The 24,554-nt window shown below is 51.4% G+C and carries 23 protein-coding genes; 6 read left to right on the top strand and 17 right to left on the bottom strand.

The features are described 5' to 3' along the window. Positions 1-66: 66 nt before the first annotated feature. A complete protein-coding gene (locus tag ESZ91_RS09570) occupies positions 67-1,182 on the bottom strand; it encodes an aminopeptidase (RefSeq protein ID WP_129226654.1) in 1,116 nt (371 codons plus the stop codon). A gap of 150 nt (positions 1,183-1,332) precedes the next feature. On the opposite strand from ESZ91_RS09570, the gene fba reads away from it, so the two are divergent. Continuing rightward, positions 1,333-2,268 (top strand): class II fructose-1,6-bisphosphate aldolase, encoded by a 936-nt coding sequence (gene fba, locus ESZ91_RS09575; RefSeq protein WP_129226656.1) that lies wholly within the window; start codon positions 1,333-1,335, stop codon positions 2,266-2,268. A gap of 67 nt (positions 2,269-2,335) precedes the next feature. Here fba and ESZ91_RS09580 read toward each other — a convergent pair whose 3' ends face one another. Further along, on the bottom strand, positions 2,336-2,947 hold the full coding sequence (locus ESZ91_RS09580) for an L-2-amino-thiazoline-4-carboxylic acid hydrolase (protein WP_129226658.1): 612 nt from the start codon (positions 2,945-2,947) through the stop codon (positions 2,336-2,338). 174 nt (positions 2,948-3,121) lie between these two features. Between ESZ91_RS09580 and ESZ91_RS09585 the strand changes: the two genes are divergently transcribed. From ESZ91_RS09585 to ESZ91_RS09595, 3 genes are read left to right on the top strand one after another with little or no spacing between them, the layout of a single operon-like run. Then, the gene (locus ESZ91_RS09585) at positions 3,122-3,502 is read left to right on the top strand and encodes a Fur family transcriptional regulator (RefSeq protein WP_129226660.1); all 381 of its coding nucleotides are present in this window, start codon (positions 3,122-3,124) and stop codon (positions 3,500-3,502) included. 20 nt (positions 3,503-3,522) lie between these two features. Beyond that, positions 3,523-4,065: a rubrerythrin gene (rbr, locus tag ESZ91_RS09590; protein WP_129226662.1), complete on the top strand. Its 543-nt coding sequence runs from the start codon at positions 3,523-3,525 to the stop codon at positions 4,063-4,065. Positions 4,066-4,092: 27 nt separating this feature from the next. Then, a complete protein-coding gene (locus ESZ91_RS09595; protein ID WP_129226664.1) occupies positions 4,093-4,725 on the top strand; it encodes a flavin reductase in 633 nt (210 codons plus the stop codon). 115 nt (positions 4,726-4,840) lie between these two features. Here the strand turns inward: ESZ91_RS09595 and ESZ91_RS09600 are convergent, their stop codons facing one another. From ESZ91_RS09600 to ESZ91_RS09640, 9 genes are all read right to left on the bottom strand, one after another. Further along, positions 4,841-6,283, bottom strand: a complete 1,443-nt coding sequence (locus tag ESZ91_RS09600; RefSeq protein ID WP_129226666.1) for an ABC transporter ATP-binding protein — start codon at positions 6,281-6,283, stop codon at positions 4,841-4,843. Beyond that, the gene (locus tag ESZ91_RS09605) at positions 6,271-6,948 is read right to left on the bottom strand and encodes an energy-coupling factor transporter transmembrane component T (protein WP_129226668.1); all 678 of its coding nucleotides are present in this window, start codon (positions 6,946-6,948) and stop codon (positions 6,271-6,273) included. Before ESZ91_RS09605 ends, ESZ91_RS09600 begins: the two co-directional genes overlap by 13 nt. Further along, positions 6,948-7,622 (bottom strand): hypothetical protein, encoded by a 675-nt coding sequence (locus tag ESZ91_RS09610; RefSeq protein ID WP_129226670.1) that lies wholly within the window; start codon positions 7,620-7,622, stop codon positions 6,948-6,950. The genes ESZ91_RS09605 and ESZ91_RS09610 overlap by 1 nt, the downstream gene beginning before the upstream one ends. Continuing rightward, positions 7,619-9,313 carry an amino acid ABC transporter ATP-binding/permease protein gene (locus tag ESZ91_RS09615; protein ID WP_129226672.1) on the bottom strand — a complete coding sequence of 565 codons (1,695 nt, stop codon included), beginning with the start codon at positions 9,311-9,313 and terminating at the stop codon, positions 7,619-7,621. Before ESZ91_RS09615 ends, ESZ91_RS09610 begins: the two co-directional genes overlap by 4 nt. Then, positions 9,310-11,058: an ABC transporter ATP-binding protein/permease gene (locus tag ESZ91_RS09620; protein WP_129226676.1), complete on the bottom strand. Its 1,749-nt coding sequence runs from the start codon at positions 11,056-11,058 to the stop codon at positions 9,310-9,312. The genes ESZ91_RS09615 and ESZ91_RS09620 overlap by 4 nt, the downstream gene beginning before the upstream one ends. A gap of 115 nt (positions 11,059-11,173) precedes the next feature. Next, the gene (locus ESZ91_RS09625; protein ID WP_129226678.1) at positions 11,174-11,551 is read right to left on the bottom strand and encodes a nitrous oxide-stimulated promoter family protein; all 378 of its coding nucleotides are present in this window, start codon (positions 11,549-11,551) and stop codon (positions 11,174-11,176) included. A 1-nt stretch (position 11,552) separates the two neighbouring features. Beyond that, entirely contained in the window at positions 11,553-11,942 is a 390-nt protein-coding gene (locus tag ESZ91_RS09630) for a helix-turn-helix domain-containing protein (protein WP_129226680.1), read from the bottom strand. A 163-nt stretch (positions 11,943-12,105) separates the two neighbouring features. Beyond that, positions 12,106-12,474 carry a metal-dependent transcriptional regulator gene (locus tag ESZ91_RS09635; protein WP_201270896.1) on the bottom strand — a complete coding sequence of 123 codons (369 nt, stop codon included), beginning with the start codon at positions 12,472-12,474 and terminating at the stop codon, positions 12,106-12,108. Between the two features lie 192 nt (positions 12,475-12,666). Further along, positions 12,667-13,863 carry a DEAD/DEAH box helicase gene (locus tag ESZ91_RS09640; protein WP_129226682.1) on the bottom strand — a complete coding sequence of 399 codons (1,197 nt, stop codon included), beginning with the start codon at positions 13,861-13,863 and terminating at the stop codon, positions 12,667-12,669. Between the two features lie 146 nt (positions 13,864-14,009). On the opposite strand from ESZ91_RS09640, the gene ESZ91_RS09645 reads away from it, so the two are divergent. Then, positions 14,010-14,894 carry a YitT family protein gene (locus ESZ91_RS09645; RefSeq protein WP_129226684.1) on the top strand — a complete coding sequence of 295 codons (885 nt, stop codon included), beginning with the start codon at positions 14,010-14,012 and terminating at the stop codon, positions 14,892-14,894. A 14-nt stretch (positions 14,895-14,908) separates the two neighbouring features. Beyond that, positions 14,909-15,406 carry a methylated-DNA--[protein]-cysteine S-methyltransferase gene (locus ESZ91_RS09650; RefSeq protein ID WP_129226686.1) on the top strand — a complete coding sequence of 166 codons (498 nt, stop codon included), beginning with the start codon at positions 14,909-14,911 and terminating at the stop codon, positions 15,404-15,406. Positions 15,407-15,441: 35 nt separating this feature from the next. Here the strand turns inward: ESZ91_RS09650 and ESZ91_RS09655 are convergent, their stop codons facing one another. The 6 genes from ESZ91_RS09655 to recJ all read right to left on the bottom strand — a co-directional run bounded on the left by ESZ91_RS09655 (position 15,442) and on the right by recJ (position 24,501). Next, on the bottom strand, positions 15,442-17,541 hold the full coding sequence (locus ESZ91_RS09655; RefSeq protein WP_129226688.1) for a polyribonucleotide nucleotidyltransferase: 2,100 nt from the start codon (positions 17,539-17,541) through the stop codon (positions 15,442-15,444). 91 nt (positions 17,542-17,632) lie between these two features. Continuing rightward, on the bottom strand, positions 17,633-17,896 hold the full coding sequence (rpsO, locus tag ESZ91_RS09660; RefSeq protein WP_129226690.1) for a 30S ribosomal protein S15: 264 nt from the start codon (positions 17,894-17,896) through the stop codon (positions 17,633-17,635). 118 nt (positions 17,897-18,014) lie between these two features. After that, positions 18,015-19,427: a coproporphyrinogen dehydrogenase HemZ gene (hemZ, locus tag ESZ91_RS09665; RefSeq protein WP_161971132.1), complete on the bottom strand. Its 1,413-nt coding sequence runs from the start codon at positions 19,425-19,427 to the stop codon at positions 18,015-18,017. Then, entirely contained in the window at positions 19,390-19,995 is a 606-nt protein-coding gene (locus ESZ91_RS09670) for an MBL fold metallo-hydrolase (RefSeq protein ID WP_129226694.1), read from the bottom strand. Before ESZ91_RS09670 ends, hemZ begins: the two co-directional genes overlap by 38 nt. 56 nt (positions 19,996-20,051) lie before the next feature. Then, complete coding sequence (locus tag ESZ91_RS09675; protein ID WP_129226696.1) at positions 20,052-22,187, bottom strand: RelA/SpoT family protein; 2,136 nt, start codon at positions 22,185-22,187, stop codon at positions 20,052-20,054. 1 nt (position 22,188) lies between these two features. Beyond that, the gene (gene recJ, locus ESZ91_RS09680; protein ID WP_129226698.1) at positions 22,189-24,501 is read right to left on the bottom strand and encodes a single-stranded-DNA-specific exonuclease RecJ; all 2,313 of its coding nucleotides are present in this window, start codon (positions 24,499-24,501) and stop codon (positions 22,189-22,191) included. Positions 24,502-24,554: the final 53 nt, after the last annotated feature.

Below are 24,554 nucleotides of genomic sequence, written 5' to 3' on the forward strand. Positions count from 1 at the left end.
GTGCCGTTTGTTTCGAGCAGTATTATTATAGCAAAAATAACGCCGCCCGTCAATGAAATATCCCCACTACTTTAAATTTTCGGGGTTCAGACACTTAAGTTCGTCGAGGACGAACAGCCCGTCTTTGCGGATGAGAACGTCGTCGAAATAAATTTCGCCGCCGCCCCATTCGGGCGTCATGATGGAAACGAGATCCCAGTGCACGCTGCTCTTGTTGCCGTTGTACGCGTCGTCATAGCAGCAGCCGGGCGTGAAATGGATAGAGCCCGAGATCTTTTCGTCGAACAGGATATCCAGCATGGGTTTGGTGACGAAGGGATTGACGCCGATGGCGAATTCGCCCACATAGCGCGCGCCCGAGTCGGTGTCGAGCACCTTGTTGAGAGCCTCCGTATTGGAGGAAGTCGCCTCCACGATCTTGCCCTCGATAAAGCGCAGGCAGATGTTTTCGTGCTTGATGCCGCCGTGCAGGGATGGCGCGTTATACGTGATCACGCCGTTGACGCTGTTTTTAACGGGCGCGGTGTAGATCTCGCCGTCGGGAATGTTCATGTTGCCCGCGCATTTGATGGCGGGAATGCCCTTGATGGAGAACGTCAGATCGGTGCCGGGAGATACGAGGCGCACCTTGTCCGTTTTTTCCATGAGCGCTTTCAAAGCGTCCATCGCCTTGTCCATCCTGGAATAATCGAGGGTGCACACGTCGAAATAATAGTCTTCGAATTTTTCCGTGGAAACGCCCGCGTTCTGCGCCATGGAAGGATTGGGATAGCGCAGCACAACCCATTTTGTCTTTAATACGCGGATCTCGTGATGCACGGGATAACTGTACGTCCGATCGTACACCTGCATGTTTTCGGCGGGTACGTCGGAAAGTTCGAACGTGTTGGAGCCGCCGCGCACGCCGATATAGCAATCCATGTCCTCCATGCGGTATTTATCGTATTTGGCGCGCAGTTCGCAGTGTTTTTTGCTCGTTCCGAGCAAAAGAGCGCGTTCCACCGCCAGATCCACCACTTCCACAAAGGGAAAGCCGCCCGCCTCGTAAACCTTTTCCACGAGCGCTTTTATGAGTTCCGCGTCGATGCCGCGCCCTTCGATCAGCACCTTTTCGCCCTTTTGGCATCGTACCGAATAATTGACGAGAACGTCCGCCAGTTTGTCTATTCTTTGATCTCTCATGCGTTTGCCTCCGCTTTTTTCTTACCTATCTATTATACTACCGTTGAAAAAAATTATAAAGCGAATTCAAGTATTTTCCCGAATTAAATTGCTTTTTTTCCCCTTTTGTTGTACAATAGACTGCGGAAATAAAATTTCGGAGGAACTCTTATGGCATTAGTGACTTCAAAAGAAATGTTCGCGAAAGCGTATGCGGGCGGCTATGCGATCGGCGCTTTCAACGTGAACAACATGGAGACCATTCAGGGAATCGTAGAGGCGGGCAAGGAATGTAATTCTCCCCTGATTTTACAGGTTTCCGCGGGTGCGAGAAAGTACGCCAACCCCGTTTACCTGAAACATCTCGTGGAGGCTGCCGTCGAAGATACGGGCCTGCCCATCGTCATGCACCTCGACCACGGCGCGTCGTACGAAATGTGTAAGGACGCCATCGACGGCGGATTCACTTCCGTCATGATCGACGCTTCGCACCATTCTTTCGCCGAGAATATCGAGATCACCAAAAAGGTCGTGGAATACGCCCACGCGCGCGGCGTTGTCGTCGAGGCGGAACTCGGACAACTCGCGGGCATCGAGGACGCGGTCAACGTCAAGGCGGAGGACGCCAGTTTTACCCAGCCCGACGAAGTGTGCGAATTTACCGAAAAGACGGGCATCGATTCGTTGGCGATCGCCATCGGAACGAGCCACGGCGCCTATAAATTCAAACCCGGCCAAAAGCCGCAGTTGCGTTTCGATATCCTGGAAGAAGTGGGCAAGCGCCTTCCCGGATTCCCCATCGTTCTGCACGGCGCGTCCAGCGTGCCGCAGGACAGAGTCGCCGTCATCAACCAATTCGGCGGCGCCATGCCCGACGCGATCGGCATTCCCGAAGAGATGCTGAGAAAAGCCGCGTCGATGGCGGTATGCAAGATCAACATCGACTCCGACCTCCGCGTGGCGTTTACCGCCGCGATCCGTAAACATTTTGCGGAGAACCCCTCCCACTTCGATCCCAGACAGTACCTGGGCGATGCGAGAGCGGCGGTCAAAGAGATCGTCAAACATAAAATCTGCGACGTGCTCGGCTCCAACGGCAAAGCATAAGGAAAACTTGCGGCTGATAAAACGGCGGCGGATCGTTTCGATCCGCCGCCGCGTTTTTTATTATACTTTATTTGCGCCCCTTGACAAAGGCGAATTCGCACTGATCGTGCCCCTCTGTCAGGGTTTTCCCCCGCTCGCTGACAATGTGCGGGCCCAAACCCGCAAAGGCGATGCGTCCGTATTCGCAGAAGACCGTGCAAAGTTCGGGACATCCGAATTTTATGGAAATACCGTAATAAATGCACTGTTTGATCTGAAAGGAGATCTTTTTGCCGCGCACGCAAAGATCGGCATATTTGCAGGCGGGCGCGGGAAACTTGGAAGCCATGAATTTTTTGATGTTCCGCTTGAACGCGTGAAAGGGAAAGAGTTTGCGTTTCTGATCGGCCAGAACGTCCGCACAGTTTCTCGCCGCTTTTTCCGTTTCGAGGCGGACGTAGCCCAAAGCCGAATCTTCCGTATAGCCGAACGCGCGCAGAGTTTTGTAATAGGCGATGACGGGAAAAATCAGCATTTTCAATTGTCTTTCCGCTTCCGCGCTGTTCTGATAATCGGTCGTGACTACCAACTCCGCATAGAGTTTGGATGCACGGAAATAGATCTTCTCCCCTTCCTCTTCGCCAAACCTCTTGATACAGTGCCTGTGTAAAAAATGCAGATCTGTATTATCGTAATTCATTCCTTCCTCCGGCAAATAGTATGCCCTGTTCCGCCATAGATATCTGCGATATCATTATAAGGCACAAACGGCGTTTTTGTCAATATTTTCAAAAATATTTCGAAAAAGTTCTTGACAAATATTTAAAAAGGTATATAATATTAAATAAGAATAATTCCTAATAAGAAAAAGGTTATGAGAAACACGATTCAAAAACAAATCATTCTGGATACCGTGCGCTCGATGCGCGACCATCCGAACGCCGACGAAATTTTCGCGAAAATTTCCGCCGAACATCCGAATATCAGCAAGGCGACGGTGTACAGAAATTTAAATCTTATGGCGGATCAGGGCATGATACGGCGCGTGAAACTGAGCGAAGGGCCCGACCGTTACGATTTCAACACGCCCAAGCACTATCATATGCGCTGCAGAGCCTGCGGCCGCATTTTCGACGCGCCCATGGCAACTTTGGATCACCTCGAAGAAACGCTCGGCGACACGCACGGATTCGAGGCGCAGGATCACATCATCGAGTTTATCGGGATTTGTCCCGATTGCAAAAATAAAAAATAAAAATCGGAGGTAATTTCACTATGGCTAAAAATCTGAAAGGCACAAAGACGGAAGCAAACTTGCAGGCGGCGTTCGCAGGCGAATCACAGGCGAGAAACAAGTATACCTACTACGCAAGCAAGGCGAAAAAGGAAGGCTACGTGCAGATAGCGAATCTTTTCGAAGAGACGGCGAACAACGAGAAAGAACATGCGAAGATCTGGTTCAAACTACTGCACGGCGGCATGCCCGACACCGCCGCCAACCTTGCGGACGCAGCCGCGGGCGAAAATTACGAATGGACGGATATGTACGCGACTTTCGCAAAAGAAGCGAAGGAAGAAGGCTTTGACGATATCGCGTTCCTCTTCGAACAGGTCGCCAAGATCGAAAAAGAGCACGAGGAAAGATATCTGAAACTTTTATCCAACGTGAAAAACGACCTGGTATTCAGCAAGGACGGCGACGCCGTCTGGCAGTGCTCCAACTGCGGGCATATCGTCATCGGCAAAAAAGCGCCCGACGTGTGCCCCGTATGCGCGCATCCGCAGGCATATTTTCAGTTGAGAGCGGAAAACTATTAAAAAGAACATTCGTCATCGGGAGATCATATGAACGAAAAAGCATTCCACGCCATGTCTTACGGCGTGTACATCGTTACCTCTTGGGATAACGGCAGACCCGTCGGCTGCACCGCCAACTGCGCGGCGCAGATCACGGCGTCGCCCGCGACCGTAATGGTCAGCGTCAATAAGGACAATTATACGAACAAATGTATAGCCGACTGCGGCCATTTCGCCCTCTCTATCCTCTCCGAAAACAGCAGTCCCGAAATCATCGGACGTTTCGGCTTTCAATCTTCGCGCGATCGCGATAAATTCGCGGAAACCGCATATGCGGTGAAAAATTCGCTGCCCGTCGTTTCCGACAGTTGCGCGTATATCTGCTGCAAAGTCGTCGATACGATGGATTCTCCCACGCATACGGTCTTTCTGGGCGAGGTGATCGGCGCGGACGTGACTTCGGAGAACACCCCCATGACGTATGCTTATTACCATAAAGTACTCAAAGGCAAAACGGGCAAAAACGCTCCTACCTATATCAAAGAATCGCCCGACGAGGGAAAATACGTCTGCTCCGTATGCGGCCACGTGTACGAAGGCAACATTCCCTTCGAGGATCTGCCCGACGACTGGCGCTGCCCCATCTGCTCGCAGCCCAAATCGGCGTTTCGAAAAATGTAATGAAAAAAAGGCTCCCGAAAGGACGTTTGTCTAAGGGATCATGAAATCACTTAGCAAGGTGGCATAGCGAAAAGCTATGCCACCTTGCCTTTATACCGAAATCATGCTGACAGCATTATTCGATATTATATATGTTTCTATCAAAAAAGTATTCGTATGCGAGTTCTTTGCCGCCCTGTTTTTTAATAACGCCGTCCGCAATGAGTACCGCCCTGTCGCACAAAGCTTCCGCGCACCGCATATCGTGGGTAATCGTGATCATTGTATTGCCGCTCCTGTCGTGCAATTCGTCCAAGATCTTTACGAGTTCGCATAAGCCTTTATAGTCCTGTCCTACTGTCGGTTCGTCCAACAAAAGAACTTTCGGATCGCCCGCCGCAACCGCCGCTATCGAAACTCTGCGTTTCTGCCCTTCGGAAAGCGATTGCGGATGCCGTTTTCTTAAGTGCTCCAGGTTAAACAGAGCAATCATTTCGTCCGCATACTCTTTATTTACGGCGTTAAACGAGATTTCTTTTTCTACTGTCGGCATAAACAGTTGATAGTTTGGGTTTTGATAGACCACGCCTATACTGTTAAACCATTTCTTGCTTGCCCTGCTTTTGCCGAATTTGGGATCGAGCGATTGTTCTATGTATCCTTTGGTCGGTTTATACAGCCTTGCGATAAGCCGCAAAAGCGTAGTTTTTCCGCAACCGTTCTCGCCGAGAAGCAACAATCTTTCGTCCTCGTAAATATTCAAGTCTATGTCTTTGAGTATTTCTTTTTTCTTTACCGAAAACGCGACGTGATCGAGTTTGAAAATCTCGCGCCCTCTTTCGTGTTCAGCCGCGTTATCTTCGATTTTTACCGTCTGCGAAAGCAGATATTCCTGTTTATTCTCTATTTTCGTAACATTGCCCGCGCAGATATTCCATACGGAATCGACAAACGGCAACACCATATCGAGCCTGTGTTCCGCCACCACAACGGCATACCCCGCGCCCGCAAGCCTGCGCAATGTATCCATTAAAAGTTTTGCGCTCTCAACGTCGAGATTTGCAAGCGGCTCGTCGAGTAAAAGGATTTTCTGGCCGGACGCAAATGCGGAAGCCGTGATCAGCCGCTGTTTCTGTCCGCCCGACAACGTGCGCGTGGGCAAGGTTTTATCTATTTCCATGATCGTGCAAACCCTGTCTATCTGCGCGCCTATTTTTTCCTGCGCAAGAGCGAAGTTTTCACACCCGAACGCGATTTCGTCCTCTACGATTTTATGGATGATCTGATTATCGGCGTTCTGCAATACCACACCTACTTTACGGCAGACAGCCGCTAATTTCTGTCCTTCTATCGGATAGCCGTCGATCAGAACTTCGCCTGTGATTTTGCCCTTGACGATATTGGGAATAATACTCGTTGCAATCGATATGAGCGTGCTTTTCCCTTCGCCAGACAAACCGGAAAGTAACGCGACTTCGCCGTAACAGGCGTAAAAGTCCACGTCCGATAAAACTTTATCGTCAAAACCTTCATACGAAAAATTGACTTTCTTAAATTCGATTGCTTTTATAGCATACATACAAGCACCACCCCCGCGATCAGTCCGAGCAGATACAGAACATCGAACACGTTGACAACTTCTTTCTTATAAACGGTATATTTGCACTTGCCGAGCGTAAAGCCGCGCGTTTCTATCGAAAGCGCAAGCGTATCGGATATATCGACGAGCCTCGTTACAAGCGGAATGAGGAACGCGCGGTAAAAGATTTTCGGATTTAAGATACTGCCCGCGCCCCTCGTTTTCATTGCTTCGCGCACGCGCTTTATCTCGCCGCGAAGCACTGGAATGAACGACATCGTTATGAGCATACCGAGCGTTATGCCGCGCGGCATATGTAACTGCGACAAATTCCTCGTCATTGCCACCGCCTGAATACTCATTCCCGGAACGAGAGCAAGAAACACCGCGCCGAAACGGTTAGCCATCGCAAGCGCGGAACCGGGATTTTGCCCCGACGAATAATACGCGATCAACGCGAACGCGCCGCCGATGATCACAAACAACGGCAATGTTTTTATCGCCTGCCTGCAGCATCCGAATAATAGCAGCCATACGAATGCGCCGATCAGAAAATACGAACACGCAACTGTTTTCGCCATAATGAGTCCGAATATCATAATGAGAAGCGCGGACGCTATCGCGAATAACGGATATAAATTGCTTTTGTATTTAAAAAACGCCATTACTTCAACTTCCCCGCTTTCTTCAACTCACGCGCGATCACCATTCCGATCACCGAACCTACAAAACAAACCGCAAGCACGGCAAAAGATATACCCACGATAAGACCGACGTTGCCGCCGCCTATAAATATAGATACGGCGGCTTTTTCATCGCCGCTTACAGTATAGAATACATTGTAGTACATATACATTAACGGCAATGTCAACGGCATATACAACGTTCCCGCAAACACACACGCCCAATCGTTTTTATAGCCGCGAAAAACTAAAAGCGTGAATAGTTCCGCCACGAACGCACAGGCAATCAATAGTACCATGGGCGGGAACATAAATACAAGAAATATCGAGATGAACGCCGATTGCAATAAAAGAGCGAACGGCTTTTTAACTTTCATCATTCCTATAACGGGAAACAGCGAAAACTGTAATCCGAGTCCCAACTGTATTATACCGAACAGCGGCACATTGACCAAAAGCGGCATAATCGCGCCCGTAACGAGCGTGCAACACGTTATGATCGCAAGGAATACGACGTCCTTTATCATATATTTTTGAAAAATTTTGTTTTTCGGTTTTCCCGTTGCCGCTTCTTCCTGTGCGATAAAGTCAGCGCCGCGCTGTTCTTCTTCCGACAGCCGCACGAGTTCGATGATTGCTTTTTCTCTCGGTGTCATACTTTTACCTCTTGCATTTGTCCGTTATCGGCACGGTAAATCCTGTCGGCAATCGCCATAGTGCTTTCACGGTGAGAAACGAGTATAATGCTTTTTTTACTCTTTTGCTCTTTGAGCGCTTTTAAAATAATACCCTCGTTGATGCTGTCCACGTTGCTCGTCGGTTCGTCCAAAAGTATCAGATCGCTTCCTTTCAGAAACGCTCTCGCAAGCCCTATGCGCTGTTTTTCGCCCGCCGAAAGATTATCGCCGAGCGCACCTACTTGCGTTTTGTAGCCGTTTGGCAACGTCATAATAAAGTCGTGTATTGATGCCAGACGGCAAGCCGATTCGAGTTCTTCCCGGCTTGCGTCAGGCTTTGCAATCCGTAAGTTTTCTTCTATCGTTTCGTCGAATAAATAGGTCGTCTGACTTACCATTGTTACGTTGTCTAAAAGGTTATCCGAGTCGATACGGTCAATGTCGATCCCGTTATACGCGATCTCGCCTTTTTCCTTTTGCCAAAATCTCAAAAGCAATTTTAAGAACGTAGATTTTCCGCATCCGCTCTCGCCTACGATCCCGATAATCTCGCCCTTTTCGGCGTGCATTTTAATATCTTTCAATACTTGCGTTTGCCCGTCGTAAGAGAACGACAAGCCGGTTACGTTCAATTTTTCGTATTCGATATTTTCACCGTTTTTGACTTCCGTTACGGCAGGTTCTTCGGCAAGCAAATTCAATATTCTGTCGCCGCTTGCAAAAGTTTGGGTAAGATTTCCGGGCAACGCCGATATTGCGATGACGGGGCCGAAACTGCCGAACACCGCAACCACGGCGATAATCATTTTCCCTATCGTCAGCATATCGAACCGAACGAGAACGATACCCGCGATAAGCGTTGCAATAATAAACAGCGATACCGTAAGTTCGGTTGCCGCCGATGCACGCGTGCTGTTATGCTTCATCTTTTTTGTTTCTTTCAGCAATAGTTCGCTACGGCGGTTTACCTCTTGTTCGCGCTCCTTGCCTGCGTTATTCAGCACGATGTCTTTAATACCTTTGACACTGTCAAGGAAGTAAGCATTGAACGAAGCGAACTCCGCACGGTATTTTACGCCGCTCTCTTTCAGTCTGCCCGAAGAAATTATCGGAACGGCAATCCCTATCATTAAGTAACCTGCAACCGCCAGGAACGCGAGATACCACGATAAAACGAAACCGACGAACAGGAAAACCGCCGTTGAAACAAGTATCGCTATACAAATGGGCGATATCGTATGCGCGTAAAACACTTCGATAGTTTCGATGTCAGACGTTATCATCGCTATGATACTGCCCTTCTGTTTGCTTTCGAGTTTCGCGGGACACAGCGTGCGCAATGCGCCGAATATTTTATCACGCAAAACCGCCAGCAGTTTGAACGCGATAAAATGATTGCTGTACTGCTCAAAGTACCGCAACAGTCCGCGCAACAGTCCGCAACCTACGGCAAGTCCTATTATCCAACCGTATGACAGCGCAATCGTTTCTCCGAGCGCTTTCGCCACGCCTACCGCGCCGAACACCGTAACGCCCATAGCGCAGATAAATCCGATACTGCCGTTTATGACTGCCAAAATCATTATATACGCAAGGCTTCCGAGCAAGAGTATCAGGCTTGCCATTATTTTCGCGCCGCTTCTGCGTAACTTTTGCTTCCGCCCTTTCATAATGCGTAGCCCTCCTCCAACTGTTTCTGTGCGTTAAACAGTTTCTCATAACCATGCTTATCTCTGATAAGCGCGGTATGTTCCCCGCTCTCTTTAATTTCGCCGTTTTCCATAAAGTAAATATTATCGGCAGGCATGACGTTTGCAAGACGGTGGGATATAACGATAACGTTCTTATCATCCGACAACGCTTTTATGTTCCGCATAATGATTGCTTCGCTTTCCACGTCGATATTGCTCGTCGCTTCGTCGAAAATATAGATATCTTTGTCTGCGACAAGATTGACCGCAAGCGCAAGCCGTTGTTTTTGTCCGCCCGATATATTGTTTGCGTCCTCCGTAATAACTTTATCGAGTCCGCCGTTCTCGCGTATAAACTCCGCAAGATTGACCGAGCGGAGCGCGGCGTAAATCTCATCGTCGGTTGCCGATTTTTTCGCAAGTAAAAAATTTTCGCGCACGGTCTGATTAAATATATAGGTGTTATAACTTACCGATGCAAGGCGCGAATAGTAACTTTCGCGCGACAGGTTCTCGAGCGGAACGCCGCCTATGGTTATATTCCCGCTTTTCGGTCTGAACGCTCCGACAAGCATATTGACCACCGTACTTTTTCCGCAACCGCTCTCGCCGACGATAGCGGTCATTCCCTTTTCGGGGAATGTCATAGACACGTTTTTAAGCACGTCGCGCGTGCCGTCGTATGAAAACGTAACGCCATTGAGTTCGATCGATGTACTGTTCACTTCTTGCGTTCCCCATACGGGATCGGGCGTGTTAAGTAACGATATGATTTTTTTGCCCGCACTTACTCCGTTCATCGCAACGTGGAACGCCGAACCGAACGCGCGAAGCGGTAAAAAAAACTCTACCGCGACAAGGCATAAGAACAGTGCGTAAACGGGGGCGAGTCCCCAAAACGCCGTACCGCAGATCGCAAGCGCGATTCCCGCACCCGCACCGCCGTATGCGACCAAGTCCATTATGGTTGTACTGGCAAGTTGCATTACGAGAACTTTCATCGTGATTTTGCGAAACTCCTCCGCGCTCTCGTTCATCTTCTCGTGCTGCTTCGCGTCCGCTTTGAATATCTTTAATTCCTTTAAGCCCTGCACGCTGTCAAGAAACTTGTCGCCCATCGACGTGTACTTGCCCCAATACTTTGCAAATATTTTTTTGGCGTATTTGCTTACGGCTACGATCGAAACGGGAATGAGCGGAACGCAAACCAAGAGAACAAGAGCGGTTCGCCAATCTATCCACACACAAATCAGAAACAAAATAACGGGCGCAAGCATAGCGAAAAAGAATTGCGGCAAGTAACTCGAATAGTACAAATCGAGTTGCTCCACGCCCTCCATACTCACTTGCGTCAGTCCTGCCATACTCATTCTGTCCGTAGAACGAACGCCGAGTTTTACTATCTTATTGTAAGTACGTTCGCGCAAATCCTTTTTGACTTTACGCCCGAGAACGTCTTTCATATCTCCCGTCAACCTTGTCATTATATAACGGACGATAATTCCTATCAATGCACAAATTGCCGGATACGAATACATAACGGACTCGGATCTCGTAAATGCAAGATATATCGCCCAACAGATGCTTGCCGTAATTCCTACGTTGGCGATCAAACCTATAACCTGCAGCAAAACGGCAATGAATATGTATTTTTTATTCTTACCTATGAGTTTGAATAATTCCTTGTCTATCATTTCTTTCTCCCCAAAACCCGCATTTTTCATGAGGGTTGCAGTCCATTCATCCGACGATATAATCCTTCGCGGAAATTGCCTGTACGATTTCTTCGCGTTTTACGTTATCTTCCGCACTTCATCCCTTCTACCTCGATAGGCCCGTTCAAACATTACTTTTACTCTCCTTTTTCAGTTGCTTTTTGTACTTTATCATCTGCGCGGCGTGAGAGAAAGCAAATACGGGGTGAGAAAACAGCATACGCGGTCCCGAATATTTCATTACCGCTTTTATTTTTTCGCGCATATCGGGTTTATAACAATGTATCTTGCAAAACGAGCAAAATTTTTTGTTTGCCTTAAACGGACACTTTTCCAATCGGAATAACGCATAGTCGTTCAGTTCTCTGCATTCGGCGCAAACTTCATCGCGTTTTACGCCTTGCGCCTTACGCTCTTGCTTATGCTTGCCTTTACAATATTTCTTTATCATCACGGGAATAAGTTTTTTTTCTTTTTCCATCGCTTTCAGTTCTTTATCCATATCACTCCGCCGTTTTCGATTTTACATACGCCAATACTCCGCTTCTGCTCTCGCCGCCGAGCGAACAAGCCGCGCCTATTGCTTCGTCGAACGCTAATTCTTTCGGCGTATTGCAGTACTTTATTAACTTCTCGCCTATAAATTCAACCACCGACAAATAATCGGTAACTTCCTTTCTTCCCTTATCGGTAAGTAAAACCCGTTTGCCGTTCTGCCCGACATATCCGCTTGCGATCAGTCTTTCTATCGCCCTATATACGCTTACTTTGGATACGTTGAGTTTTTGTGACATAGCCGCCATCCTCGCTCCTTTTCCTTGATCGTCCAAATCGTTTATCGCCGCTAAATATCTTAATTCGGATGCCGTCATCTTTTTTCTTACTCCTCGCATTTTAGTTAGAATATGCTAACTTCAACTCAAAAAATAATGCCTTTCAAGGCGAATGCTCGTAAGTCGTTGCTAACCGACTGACAAAAAATTGCGGAGCAATTTCTTACTCCGCAATATATATTATACCAAACGTAATTTTTTGTCAAGCAAAAGTTAGCAGCCGCTAACCATTTTTAACGAATTTTTTGATCGCTTCAAACAATTCGGGAGATATGACGTGTTCTATACGGCACGCGTTTTCTTCCGCGAGTTCCTTTTCGACGCCGATCTTTTCGAGCAATTTCGTAATCACGCAATGACGGTCGTAGATATTCTCCGCTTTCGCTTTTCCCGCTGCGGTAAATTGCAGTTCGCCGCCTTGTCCTACAACAATATACCCTTTCTTGACAAGCAGATTTACGCCGCGCGAAACGGACGGACGGGAATATCCAAGTTCGTCGGCGACATTTATCGCGTGGACGTTCGCGCTTTTTTGTTTTAATATCAGTATCGTTTCGAGATACATTTCTTCCGATTCTCGATATTTAATCATTTTTACCCCCATCGTTAGCGTAGGCTTACTTTTATTATATACGATTTGCCCGCATTTGTAAAGCAAGCGCGCGGGGATATAGAAAAGTTTTTCGTTTTTTTATTCTTCGGGTTTCGTTATACAAGAAAAAGGATTTGATTAAATATCAAATCCTTTTTTAATTCCCTATGAAATACACCGTTCGGGAGCCTTTTACCTTTGCTGCGCCTGTCCGCGGCGGGAAGGCCGCGGCTGCGGTACTTTCGGCGGCGAGTTGACGAATACGGTCATGGGAAATTCGTTTTCTTCGACGACTTTCAATTTTTTGCCGATGAGTTTTTCGATATCGGCAAGGTATTCCTTCTCGTCGAAATCGCAAAGCGACACCGCGGTGCCGCGCTTACCCGCGCGCCCCGTACGGCCGATCCTGTGCACGTAGGTCTCGGGAATGTTCGGAAGTTCGAAATTGACGACGGAGGGCAGATCCTCGATGTCGATGCCTCGCGCCGCGATATCGGTGGCGACGAGCACGCGGATCTTTCCCCTTTTGAAACTGTCGAGCGCGTTCTGCCGCGCGCCCTGCGATTTGTCGCCGTGAATGGCGAGCGCCTCGATCTTTGCGGCTTTGAGTTTGCGGCATAGTTTGTCCGCACCGTATTTCGTGCGCGTAAAGACGAGCGTGGAGCCCGCGATCGCGCCGTTTTGCAGAAGAGAAACGAGAAGATCTATCTTGCTCGCCTTATCTGTAAAATAGACCAGTTGTTCCGTCAGTTCCACCGTGGAAGAAACGGGCGTGACTGCCACATCGACGGGATTGACGAGCAACGATTTTGCAAGTTTTACGATTTCGGGCGGCAGCGTGGCGGTAAAAAACATGGTCTGACGACGGCGCGGGAGAAGCGCGATCACTTTTTTCACGTCGTGAATAAAGCCCATATCCAGCATTCTGTCCGCCTCGTCGAGCACGAAAAATTCCAGTCCGCTTAAGTCGGCGAGCCCCTGCGCATGCAGATCCAGAAGCCGCCCGGGGGTGGCGACGAGCACGTCTACGCCCCTTTTCAAAAGTTCTATCTGTTTTTGCTGGGAAACGCCGCCCATCACCACGCCGCAGCGGTACGGCAGATATTTTCCGTAAGTCTGAAAAGACTCCTCGATCTGCAATGCCAGTTCGCGCGTGGGCGTGAGAACGAGCGCGCGGATACGGTTTTGCGGTTTCCCGTTTAAGTTATTGAGAATGGGCAAAGCGAACGCCGCCGTCTTTCCCGTCCCCGTCTGGGCGCAGCCCAATACGTCGCGGCCGTCGAGCGCGGGCGGTATCGCCTTTTCCTGTATGGGCGAAGGCGTTTCGTACCCCGCCGCTTTGACGGCTTTCAAGATCCTGCCGTCGAGTTTCAGTTCGTTAAAATTCAATGTTTTTCTTCCTTATAAGCAACTTTTTCTATTATACCACATCCGGCGGAATTTTACAATCAATGCGCCGTGTTTTTTTATAGTTTATAGTCCCTTTACATTTGCAAAAATCCGTGTTATAATGGATTTCGCTGAAAGGAGATAATATGATCGACAGACAGAAAATTATCAAAGGCGTCGTGCGTTACGTCGCCATCACGATCGGATGCCTATGCCTGGCGGCGGGCATCGCACTCTTTCTCAACCCGAACAACATTTCCACGGGCGGCATTTCGGGTATCGCCATCATCCTCAATAAATTTATTCCCGTGAGCACGGGTCTTCTGATTTTGATCCTGAATATTCCGCTTTTGATCATCGGTCTCATCGTGTTCGGAAAAGATTTTCTGTTTTCTACGGTCTACGCGACCGTCGTCTTATCACTCGCGACCGATCTGATCACCTTTCTCGGCACGAAGTTCGGCATCGTGCCCCTCACAAACGATCTGTTTTTGGCAGCGATCTTCGGCGGCATTCTGTCCGCGCTCGGCATCGGAACCGTGTTCCGTTTCAAGGGCACGACGGGCGGACTGGATATCGTCGTCATGCTCATTCATAAAAAATATCGCTATCTGGGCGTCGGTTCGATCTTCCTCATCGCGGATTTTCTCATCGCGGGCATTACCGCCATCGTATTCAAGAACCTTGAATTCGGCCTGTACGCCTGCGTCAGCGTCATCGTGTACAGCGTATTGATGGATCGCATCGTCTACGGCGGCAACGGCGCAAAGTTTATCTATATCGTCAGCGACAATCCCGAAAAGATCACTGCGCGCATTTTATCCGAATTGGAGATAGGCGTGACCTACGTCGAAGGAGTGGGCGCCTATACGAGCAAGAACAAACAGATCATCATGTGCGTCGTCAAAAAGCATCTCTACCCTAACCTGCGCGACATCGTGCGCGACGAAGATCCCGAAGCCTTTATGATCGTGAGCGCCGCGCAGGACGTTTACGGTTTGGGATATCGCAGTCATCACGAAGAACTGTAAAATCAAGGAGGAAAATGCAGTACACACATAAGTATTCGTCGCCCCTGGGCGCGATCACGACGGCAAGCGACGGGCAAAATCTCACGGGGCTCTGGTTCGACGGACAAAAGTATTTCGGCCGCACGCTGGAAAAAGAACACGAAGAAAAATTTTTGTCCGTATTCGAATGTACGGACGCATGGCTTGATATGTATTTTTCGGGAAAAAAACCCGATTTTACGCCGCCCCTCTCTCTTTCGGGTTCCCCCTTCCGTCAAAGGGTTTGGGAAATTTTGCTTGCGATCCCCTACGGGAAAACGACGACCTACGGCGCGATCGCCGCGCAGATCGCCGCGGAAACGGGACTTTCGCATATGTCCGCACAAGCGGTAGGCGGCGCCGTGGGGCACAATCCGATATCCGTCATCGTACCCTGCCACCGCGTGCTCGGCAGCGACGGAAGCCTGACGGGATACGCAGGCGGGACCGATAAAAAAATACGCCTTCTGCAATTGGAAGGCGTTCGGATTTAAAAAGGCTTCCTGCAATGCAGGAAGCCTTTTTTTATTTACGCTTCGATTTTTTCCAGAAGTTTCAGATCGATGCCCTTTTCGCCGATCTTGATGATCTCGACTTTCACCATATCGCCGATATTCAGAACGTCTTCCACCTGGTTGATGCGCTTGTCGCTCATCTTGGAAATGTGGACCATACCGTCCTTTCCGGGAGCGAGTTCGACGAACGCGCCCACTTTGGAAAGCACGCGGACGACCGAACCGATGAACATATCGCCCACTTCGGGATCTCGCGCGATGGAAAGAATGATCGCTTTGGCGCGCTCCGCGTTGTCGGTATTTTCGCCGTAGGTCGCGATACAGACTTTGCCGTCGTCGTCGATATCGATCTTGACGTTGGTCTCCTCGATGATCTTGTTGATGACTTTGCCGCCGCTGCCGATGACTTCGCGTATCTTTTCGGGATCGATGTTAAAGGAAATGATCTTGGGCGCGTACTTGGAAAGTTCCTTTTTGGGTTCGGGCAGAACTTCGAGCATTTTGCCGAGAATGAACTTTCTGCCCTCGTTCGCCTGTTTGATCGCCGTGCGCAAAATATTTTCGTCGATGCCTTTGATCTTGATATCCATCTGAATGGCGGTGATGCCCTTTTCCGTACCCGCAACCTTGAAATCCATGTCGCCGAGGAAATCTTCCAGTCCCTGGATATCGGTCATGATGGCGACTTTGCCGCTTTCGGGGTCTTTGATCAGCCCCATGGCGCAGCCCGCGACGGGCGCTTTGATGGGAACGCCCGCATCCATCAGCGCCAGCGTGGAACCGCAGACGCTCGCCTGCGAGGTGGAGCCGTTGGAACTCATGACCTCGGACACCATGCGGATGGCGTACGGGAATTCGACTTCGTTCGGAATGACGGGTTCGAGCGCGCGCTCGGCAAGAGCGCCGTGGCCGATCTCTCTGCGGCCGGGGCTTCTCAGGCCTTTCGCTTCGCCCGTGGAATATCCGGGGAAATTATACTGGTGCATATAGCGCTTGGAAACTTCGTCGTCCAGGCCGTCGAGTTTCTGCACCTCGCTCAGCGTGCCGAGCGTGCAGGTGGTCAAAACCTGCGTCTGACCTCTGGTAAACACGCCCGTGCCGTGCACTCTGGGAAGAACGCCGTGCTCGCACCAGATCTTGCGGATCTCTTTGAGCGAGCGCCCGTCGGGACGGATGCCCTTTTCCAGGATCTTGGCGCGCACTTTTTCTTTGGTCAGATAATAGAGGCTGTCCTTGATCTCGCGGGTCTTGTCGCCGTACACGTCGGCAAAATGCGCCAGCACGTCGGCCTCCACTTCGTTCTGTTTTTCTTCGCGCGCCTGACGGTCGTACTCCTCCAGAGCCTTGTCCAATTTAGCGGAAGCGTATTCGCGCACCGCCGCGTCCAGATCTTCGGGAACGTGGTACAGGTTCATTTCACGCTTGGGTTTGCCGATCTCTTTCTGAATTTTTTCAATGAACGCGCACTGTTTTTTGATCTCTTCGTGACCGAACAGGATCGCGCCGACCATCTCTTCGTCGGAGATCTCTTTCGCGCCCGCTTCGACCATCATGATGGCGTCCTTGGTGCCCGAAAGCCCGAGGGAAAGGGTGCTCTTCTCGCGCTGCGCGTTGTCGGGATTGATGACGAATTCGCCGTCTACGAGCCCTACCTGCACGGAACCCGTAGGGCCCGCCCAGGGAATATCCGAAATGCTCAGAGCGATGGAACTTCCGAGCATAGCGAACGGCTCGGGAGGAACGTTCGTATCGACGGAAAGCGCGGTGGCGATGACCACCACGTCGTTATACAGCCCCTTGGGGAACAGAGGGCGGATGGGACGGTCGATCAGGCGGGAAATCAGGATGCCTTTATCGCTCGCTCTGCCTTCGCGTTTTTTGAAACCGCCGGGAATTTTGCCTACCGCATACATTTTCTCTTCGAAATCGACCTGCAAAGGGAAGAAGTCCATGCCCTCTCTGGGCGTTTCGGACATCGTCACGTTGACCATCACGACCGTATCGCCGCAGCGGACCACGCACGAACCGTTAGCCTGTTCCGCGTATTTGCCCGTTTCGACGAGTACTTTTCTTCCGCCGATCTCGGTTTCGAATACTTTGAAATTCTGTGTCATTTTACTCTCCTTGATTGTTCTTTGCGAGGACACCGAAACATCCCCATTACTTGATAAAAGGGCCGAGCACCTGCCCCGCCCTTATTATTACTTATTTTCTCAGATCCAAACGGGCAACGATCTCTCTGTATCTTTCGATGTCCTTGGATTTGATGTAGTCCAAAAGTCCGCGTCTCTGTCCGACCATTTTCAAAAGGCCGCGGCGGGAATGGTTATCCTGCGGATTCGCCTTCAAATGCCCGTTGAGGTGGTTGATACGCTCCGTCAGAAGCGCGATCTGCACTTCGGAAGACCCCGTGTCGCCGTCGTGTCTCTTGTACTCGTTGATGATGCTTGTCTTTTTTTCCTTATCCATTCTTGTTTATCCTCCATGGATTTTTATTCACGCGATACAAAGTCCGGCGAGGAGAACCGCACGGCTTTGTATGCGCATCGTGATAATTTTACCATATTCCGCTCGGAATGTAAACTGTTTAAAGGTATAATTTACGCTTTTCTTCGAGAATCGCGTCCGTCTTGCCGATATACGTTTTCAGATCTTTGGGCGCGCCGTACCGTTCGATGCGGCCTTCGCCGAATATCACCTTTTTACTCACGGCGTTTGCGCCGCACGCAACGTTATCGGTGATCTCTTCCATGATATCCACGTTGTAGACGCATTCCGTCCCCTTTCTGCACCAGCCCGTATTTTCGCAGTTTCCCGCCATATATTTCTGTCGGTACAGATAGTAAGGAAGATATCCCGCCCCGTACAACTTTTCGCGGGAATATGCGATCATGTTGCCGATGTCCTCCACTTCCAGCCGCGACTCGCTCTCTTTGAGTTTGGCGCCCTTTTTCAGGCACAGCGTGTGCACGGTGATATTTTCGGGGGAAAGGCGCACGGCCTCGTCGATGCTGTACGAAAATTCCGCGAGCGTTTCGCCCGTAAGTCCCGCAATGAGATCGAAGTTGACGAGAAACCCGAATTTCGTACTCATCTCATAGGCGCGGTAAATGTCCGCCGCGGTGTGCCTGCGGCCGATGGCGGCGAGCGTCCTGTCGTTGAAACTCTGCGGATTGACGCAGATGCGCGTGACGCCGTAATCTTTTAAAAGGGAAAGTTTTTCTTCGCCGAAAACGTCGGGGCGCCCCGCTTCCACGGTAAATTCGACGTCCGAAGGAACGAGCGCGCGGACGGCTTTCAAAATCGGTTCCAGTTCCTTTACAGAAAGCACGAGAGGCGTTCCCCCGCCCACGTAAGCGCTCTTATAGCGCAGCGGAAATTCTCTGCACGCAGCGATCTCTCTTTCGAGCGCGCGCAGATAATCGGGCAGAAATTTTTCGGTGGCGCGGATATCGGCGGTGATGAAAGAACAGTACGTGCACTTGGATGGGCAGAACGGGATGCCCACGTACAGATCCGCGTCGCCCTCGCGTTTTTGATAGATGCCCTCCTGTTCGCAGAGGATATCCTCGACGATCGAAATATTTTCCTCGGAAACGCCGAACTTTTCAAAGAGCGCGCGAAAATCGCGCCCCGCCTCCCGTTCGGCGTAGGCGAGTTTCGTGGGACGGATCCCCGTCAGAGAGCCCCACGGCATCTTTTTCCCGTAAACAGCGGAGAGCACCTCGTAGAGCGCGAGTTTTGCGAAACGCTTTGCGTAACGTTTGAATTCAAGTTCGTTCGCGGGCGCGTACGTTTCGGTAAAATCGTATTCTTTGCCGTCTATGATCACGGTGTTGATAAAGTGGTTTTCGGCGTAGAGAAAGTTATGAAAAATATCCGCCTGCAAGCCCCCATCGAAAAGGCGCGCAACGTCCGTCAGTTCGTTTTTCAAAAATTCCGCATTGGTGTTCAGCATGGCTTTATCGGATAAGAGAATTGTATTGTTTTTCGTGCGCAAGCGTGGTTTCTTCCTCGTGACCGGGGAATACGCGGCGATCGCCCGAAAGGGTGAAAAGTTTTTCTTTTATGCTGCGGATCAGTTGCGCCGCGTTGCCCGTGGGAAAGTCCGTACGGCCGACGCTCTCGAAAAACAGGGTGTCGCCCGTAAAGAGATTTTCGCCCGACAGAAAGCAGACGCCGCCCGCTGTATGCCCCGGCGTTGCGATGACGGAAATTTCCATGCCGCAAAGGGAGAGCGCGTCGCCGTCCTCAAAGGTAAAGGAAACGGGAAATTCGGGCGAAGCCGCGCCGAATTCAAAAGCGAGATTTGCTTTCGATTGCAAGAGCGGAAGTTCGCTTTTCGCCGCGCCGATCTTCACGCCCTTTGCGGCGAGCGCGGGACAGCCCGCGATGTGATCGAAATGCCCGTGCGTCAACAGCACGTATTCGATTTTCAGCCCCTTGGAAAGGGCGTAGTCCCACACCTCTTCGCCGCCGCAGTCGATCGCGACCGCGGTCTTGTCGTCTTCGGTCAAAAGATACGTGTTTGCGCCCATCGGGCCTGCGGGTTTGGTATAGATCTTCATATTCAAAACCTCAAAAAACGCGAATTATGTCACGCATAGTACTTGATTTAATGCGATTATCCCTTGGATGCGGTGCGATAAACGCTGATTATGCGCTCATCAGCGCCGATTTTGCGGATAAGCGCGTCGATGTCCTCTTTGCCGTTCAGGCGCACGCTCGCTTCAATGATCGCCTCTTTATTCTTATCGAAACGCGAATTTACGTTGGTGATGACGAGGTGCAGATCGCTGACGACGGCGGTGAGAACGGAGAGCGCCACGCCCTGATCCTTTGCCGTAATGACGATACTGGCGACGAACCTTCCGGAACTTCCCGCAGTCCATTCGGCGGGCAGAATGCGCCCCCCTTCCGTTTCCAGGCTTTTCAGGTTGGGGCAGTCCGCGCGGTGCACCACGACGCCGCGGCCGCGCGATACGAAGCCCACGATCTCGTCGCCCGGCACGGGCGTGCAGCAGCCCGCAAAGCGCGTCAAAAGCCCGCTCATGCCCTTGACGATCACGCCGCTCGAATCGGGTTTTTCCGAACTCTTGCTGACAATGGGTTTGGGCACTTCCTTTTTATAAAAGTCGATGAGTTTGTAAAGGATCTGATTGACGGTGATCGCGCCGTAGCCGACGGAGGCGAACATCTCGTCCTGCGAGAAAAAGGAAAAACGCTCGGAAAGTTTTGCGAAACTCTCTTCGGTCAGAATTTCGCTCAAAACGTAGCCGCGGTGTTTCGCCTCGGCTTCGAGCATGGACTTGCCGAGTTTGATATTTTCGTCCTTCATTTCCCGCTTGAAGAACTGCTTTATTTTTGCGCGCGCGCTGCTGGATCTGACGATTTTGAGCCAGTCCCACGACGGGCCTTTGGAATTGGCGGAAGTGAGTATTTCCACCACGTCCCCCGTTTCCAGCGTGGAGTTCAAAGGCACCATTTTCGCGTTGACGCGCGCGCCCACGCAATGGTTGCCGATCTCGCTGTGAATGGCGTACGCGAAGTCGATGGGCGTCGCGTCGCGCGGCAGGGAAATGACTTTGCCCTTGGGCGTAAATACCAGTAGTTCGGTGCTGTATAATTCCGTTTTCAGCGACTTCATAAAGTCGGTGGAATCTTTCAGTCCCCCTTCCCAATCGAGCACTTCCCTGATCCAGGAAAGGCGCTCGGTAAAGGCCGTATCCTCGCCCTTTTTCTCCTTGTATTTCCAATGCGCCGCGATACCGAACTCGGCCGTACGGTGCATTTCGAAGGTGCGGATCTGAATTTCAAAGGGCTGTCCGAAGTTCGTGACGACGGTCGTGTGCAGCGACTGATACATATTCGGCTTAGGCGTCGCGATATAGTCCTTGATGCGCCCCGGAATGGGTTTCCAGCACTTGTGTATCTTTCCGAACACTTCGTAACACTCGTCGATGGTGTTGACGATGACGCGCACCGCGGTCAGATCGTAGATCTGGTCGAGCGTCTTGTTCTGCTGTTTCATCTTTTTATAGATGGAATAAAAATGTTTGGGGCGTCCGAACACTTCGCCCTCTATTTTGCTCTCGTCCAAAATCTTTTTGATCTCTTTGACGACGAAATCGACGAAATTGTGGCGCTCATACAGTTTTTGGTGGATATTTTCCACCAGATATTCGTACGCCTCGGGGTCGAGGTATTTCAGGCACAGATCTTCCAACTCGCACTTGATCTGCGAAATACCCAGCCTGCCCGCGAGCGGCGTATACACGTCCAGCGTTTCCTGCGCCATTTTCTTCTGCCGCTCGATGGAAAGGAAATTCAGCGAGCGCATATTGTGCAGGCGGTCGGCGAGTTTGATGATGATGACGCGGATATCCTTCGCCATCGCCACGAAAATTTTGCGGAAGTTTTCCGCTTCCTCTTCCTCCCTCGACTTAAAGACGATCTTATCCAGTTTGGTGACGCCGCTGACCAGCCCTAAGATCTCGTCGCCGAAATTGGAGCGGATGTCCGCTTCGGTCACGGGCGTATCCTCGATCACGTCGTGCAGAAACGCCGCCGCGACGGTCGCGCTGTCCAGCCCCAGTTCGATGAGGATCTTCGCCACCGCGCAGGGATGAATGAAATACGCCTCGCCCGAGGCGCGCTTCTGCCCGCTGTGCGCTTCTTCCGCATAGTGATAGGCGCGCACGAGCACCTCTCTGTCTTCGCCTTTGTAGTTTTCGTAAATGACTTGCAGTACGGTGTCCATATCATTCTCCTTTCAGGCGGCAAACGGCTTGATAGAGCGTCGAATCGGCAAGTTCCGCGCGCACGCCACGCGCGACGCAGACTTTATTGTTTTCGAACCGAATAAAGCCGAGTTCGGCGAATACTTCCAGCGCGAATACCGTCTGTTTCTCGTCGTACCCTTCCCCGAACGCGAGCGCCGCCTCCACGCTGCTCTCGCCGCGCAGGTTTTTCGAGCGGACCGCGGAGTATAATTCCGCGAGAAACGAACGCGACGTTTCCAGCGCGGCGATATCGTCATAGCCGCATTTTTCCCCGTTGACGAGCACGCGTTTTCCCGCCAGTTCGCGGATATTGCAGTCCGCGGGCGTATCCAGCCACACCACGTCGCGATACCCCGAAACGGAGGCGTCGGCCGCGGGCGCGATGAGATACGCGTTGCCCACGTTTTGCGAGGAGAGATTGAAGATGTCCGTTTCCATTCCGCGAAGGCTCTCGGCAAATTCGTCCGCGGCGCCGTCGGAGGAAATCACCAACAGCCCGTATCGGCAGGACTTGCGCTTTTCTTCGATGAAAACGCGAAGTTCGTCCGCCGTCTTTTTTTCGATCCCGACGCCGACTTTCGGCTCTTTGAGCCGCAAAAGGTTGCTGCGGAACACGTACAGCCCGCACGAGCCGCCGCGCTCGCCTGCGATCAGTTCGCGCACGGTGCCGCGCACGTACTCCGCGCCGCGGAATTTCGAAACCGAACATTCCACGACGATCTTTTTGCCGATATCCGCGCCGAGCACGGGCATCGCCCGCTCGCCGCCGAACCATACGAGGTCGAGATATTCGCAGCGGATGCCGAGGTGCGGCGAGCCCGCTTTCAGGCGGCGCACTTCCAGTTTGTTCCCCTCGATATAGAAGAGAGGTTTTTTATTGCCCACGCCGAACGGTTCCAGACGCTCGAATTCCTTGGCGAGCCGCAGGCTCACGGGCGCCTCGATTTTCTCCGCAACGCTGACGGCGGGAATATACGTTTCCTCGCCGTAATTTTCTTCCAGATACGCGCCGAGCGCGTCTTTGAGTTTTTCGAAATTTTCGGCGCGCACGTTGACGCCCGCCGCCTGCGAATGTCCGCCGAATTCTTCGATATACTGCGAACAGGCGCGCAGAGCCTCGTAAATGTTGATGCCCTCGACGGTACGGGCAGAGCCCTTCAATAAATCGCCTTTTCGCACGAAGAGAATGGCGGGACGGTTGAACTCTTCGCAAATTTTTGCGGCGACGATGCCGACCAGCCCCGTGTTCCACTCCTCGTCGAACAGCATGATGACGTTGCCGAACGCACCCTCGCGGGCGATCTTTTCCTTGGCGCTCTTGTAGACCTCGTCACAGGCCTGCTGACGCTCGATATTGTATTCGTTGAGTTTGCACGCGAGTTCGTACGTTTCCGCCGAGGAACGCGCCGTAAAAAGCCTCAAAGCGCAGCCGGCGTCGCCCATGCGTCCCGCGGCGTTGATGCGCGGCGCGATGACGAAAGCGAGCGACTGGGCGCTGAGAGTTTCGCCCTTGGAACCGACAAGGAGCGAGATCGCCTCCCGCGGTTTTTTGTTGATGAGTTTGAGCCCCTCGCTGACGATGTCGCGGTTTTCGCCCAAAAGGGGCACGCTGTCCGCGACCGTCGCGATGGCGGCGAGGTCTAAAAGTTTATACGCCTTTTCGCCGAGCAGCGCGCAGGCGACTTTGAACGCCACGCCCGCGCCGCAGAGGTTGTCGTAAGGATAATCGTCTTTCAGTTTGGGATTGACGATCACGCAGGACGGCAGTTCGTCGGGAAGTTCGTGATGATCTGTTACGACGATCTTCACGCCGCGGGAACATACGTATTCAACTTCGCGGCGGTTGGAAATGCCGCAGTCCACGGAGATCACCAGCGAGGGATTGCGCTCGTCTATCAGCCTTGCGAGCGACTCCTCTTTCATGCCGTACCCTTCCGCGCGTTCGGGAACGTACGCGGAGGCGTCGGCGCCGTATTCCAAAAGAGCGCTGAGAAGTATGGACGAAGCGCACACGCCGTCCGCATCGTAATCTCCGAACACGAGAATATGCCCGCCCGCCGCCATCGTTTCGTCGATGAGCGCTTTGAGTTCGCGCATGCCCGACATCAGAAACGGCGAGAGAAAGTGCGCGCGCGAAGGCGAGAGAAAGCGTTCGGCCTTCTCCTTGGTGTCCACGCCCCGCGCATAAAGGATCCTGGCGGTGATCTCGTTCAGTCCGCACGCGTTTGCGAGCCCGCGTATGGTATTCAGTTGTTCCTGGGAGTATTCGTAATCCCGTATGAGTCGTTTCATCGCGTGTCCTTTGGAAATTTATGTGATTGCCGAAATGCAAAAAAAGGCGGGAA

The sequence above is a fragment of the Candidatus Borkfalkia ceftriaxoniphila genome (assembly GCF_004134775.1).
In the GTDB taxonomy this organism is placed as follows: Bacteria; Bacillota; Clostridia; order Christensenellales; family Borkfalkiaceae; genus Borkfalkia; species Borkfalkia ceftriaxoniphila.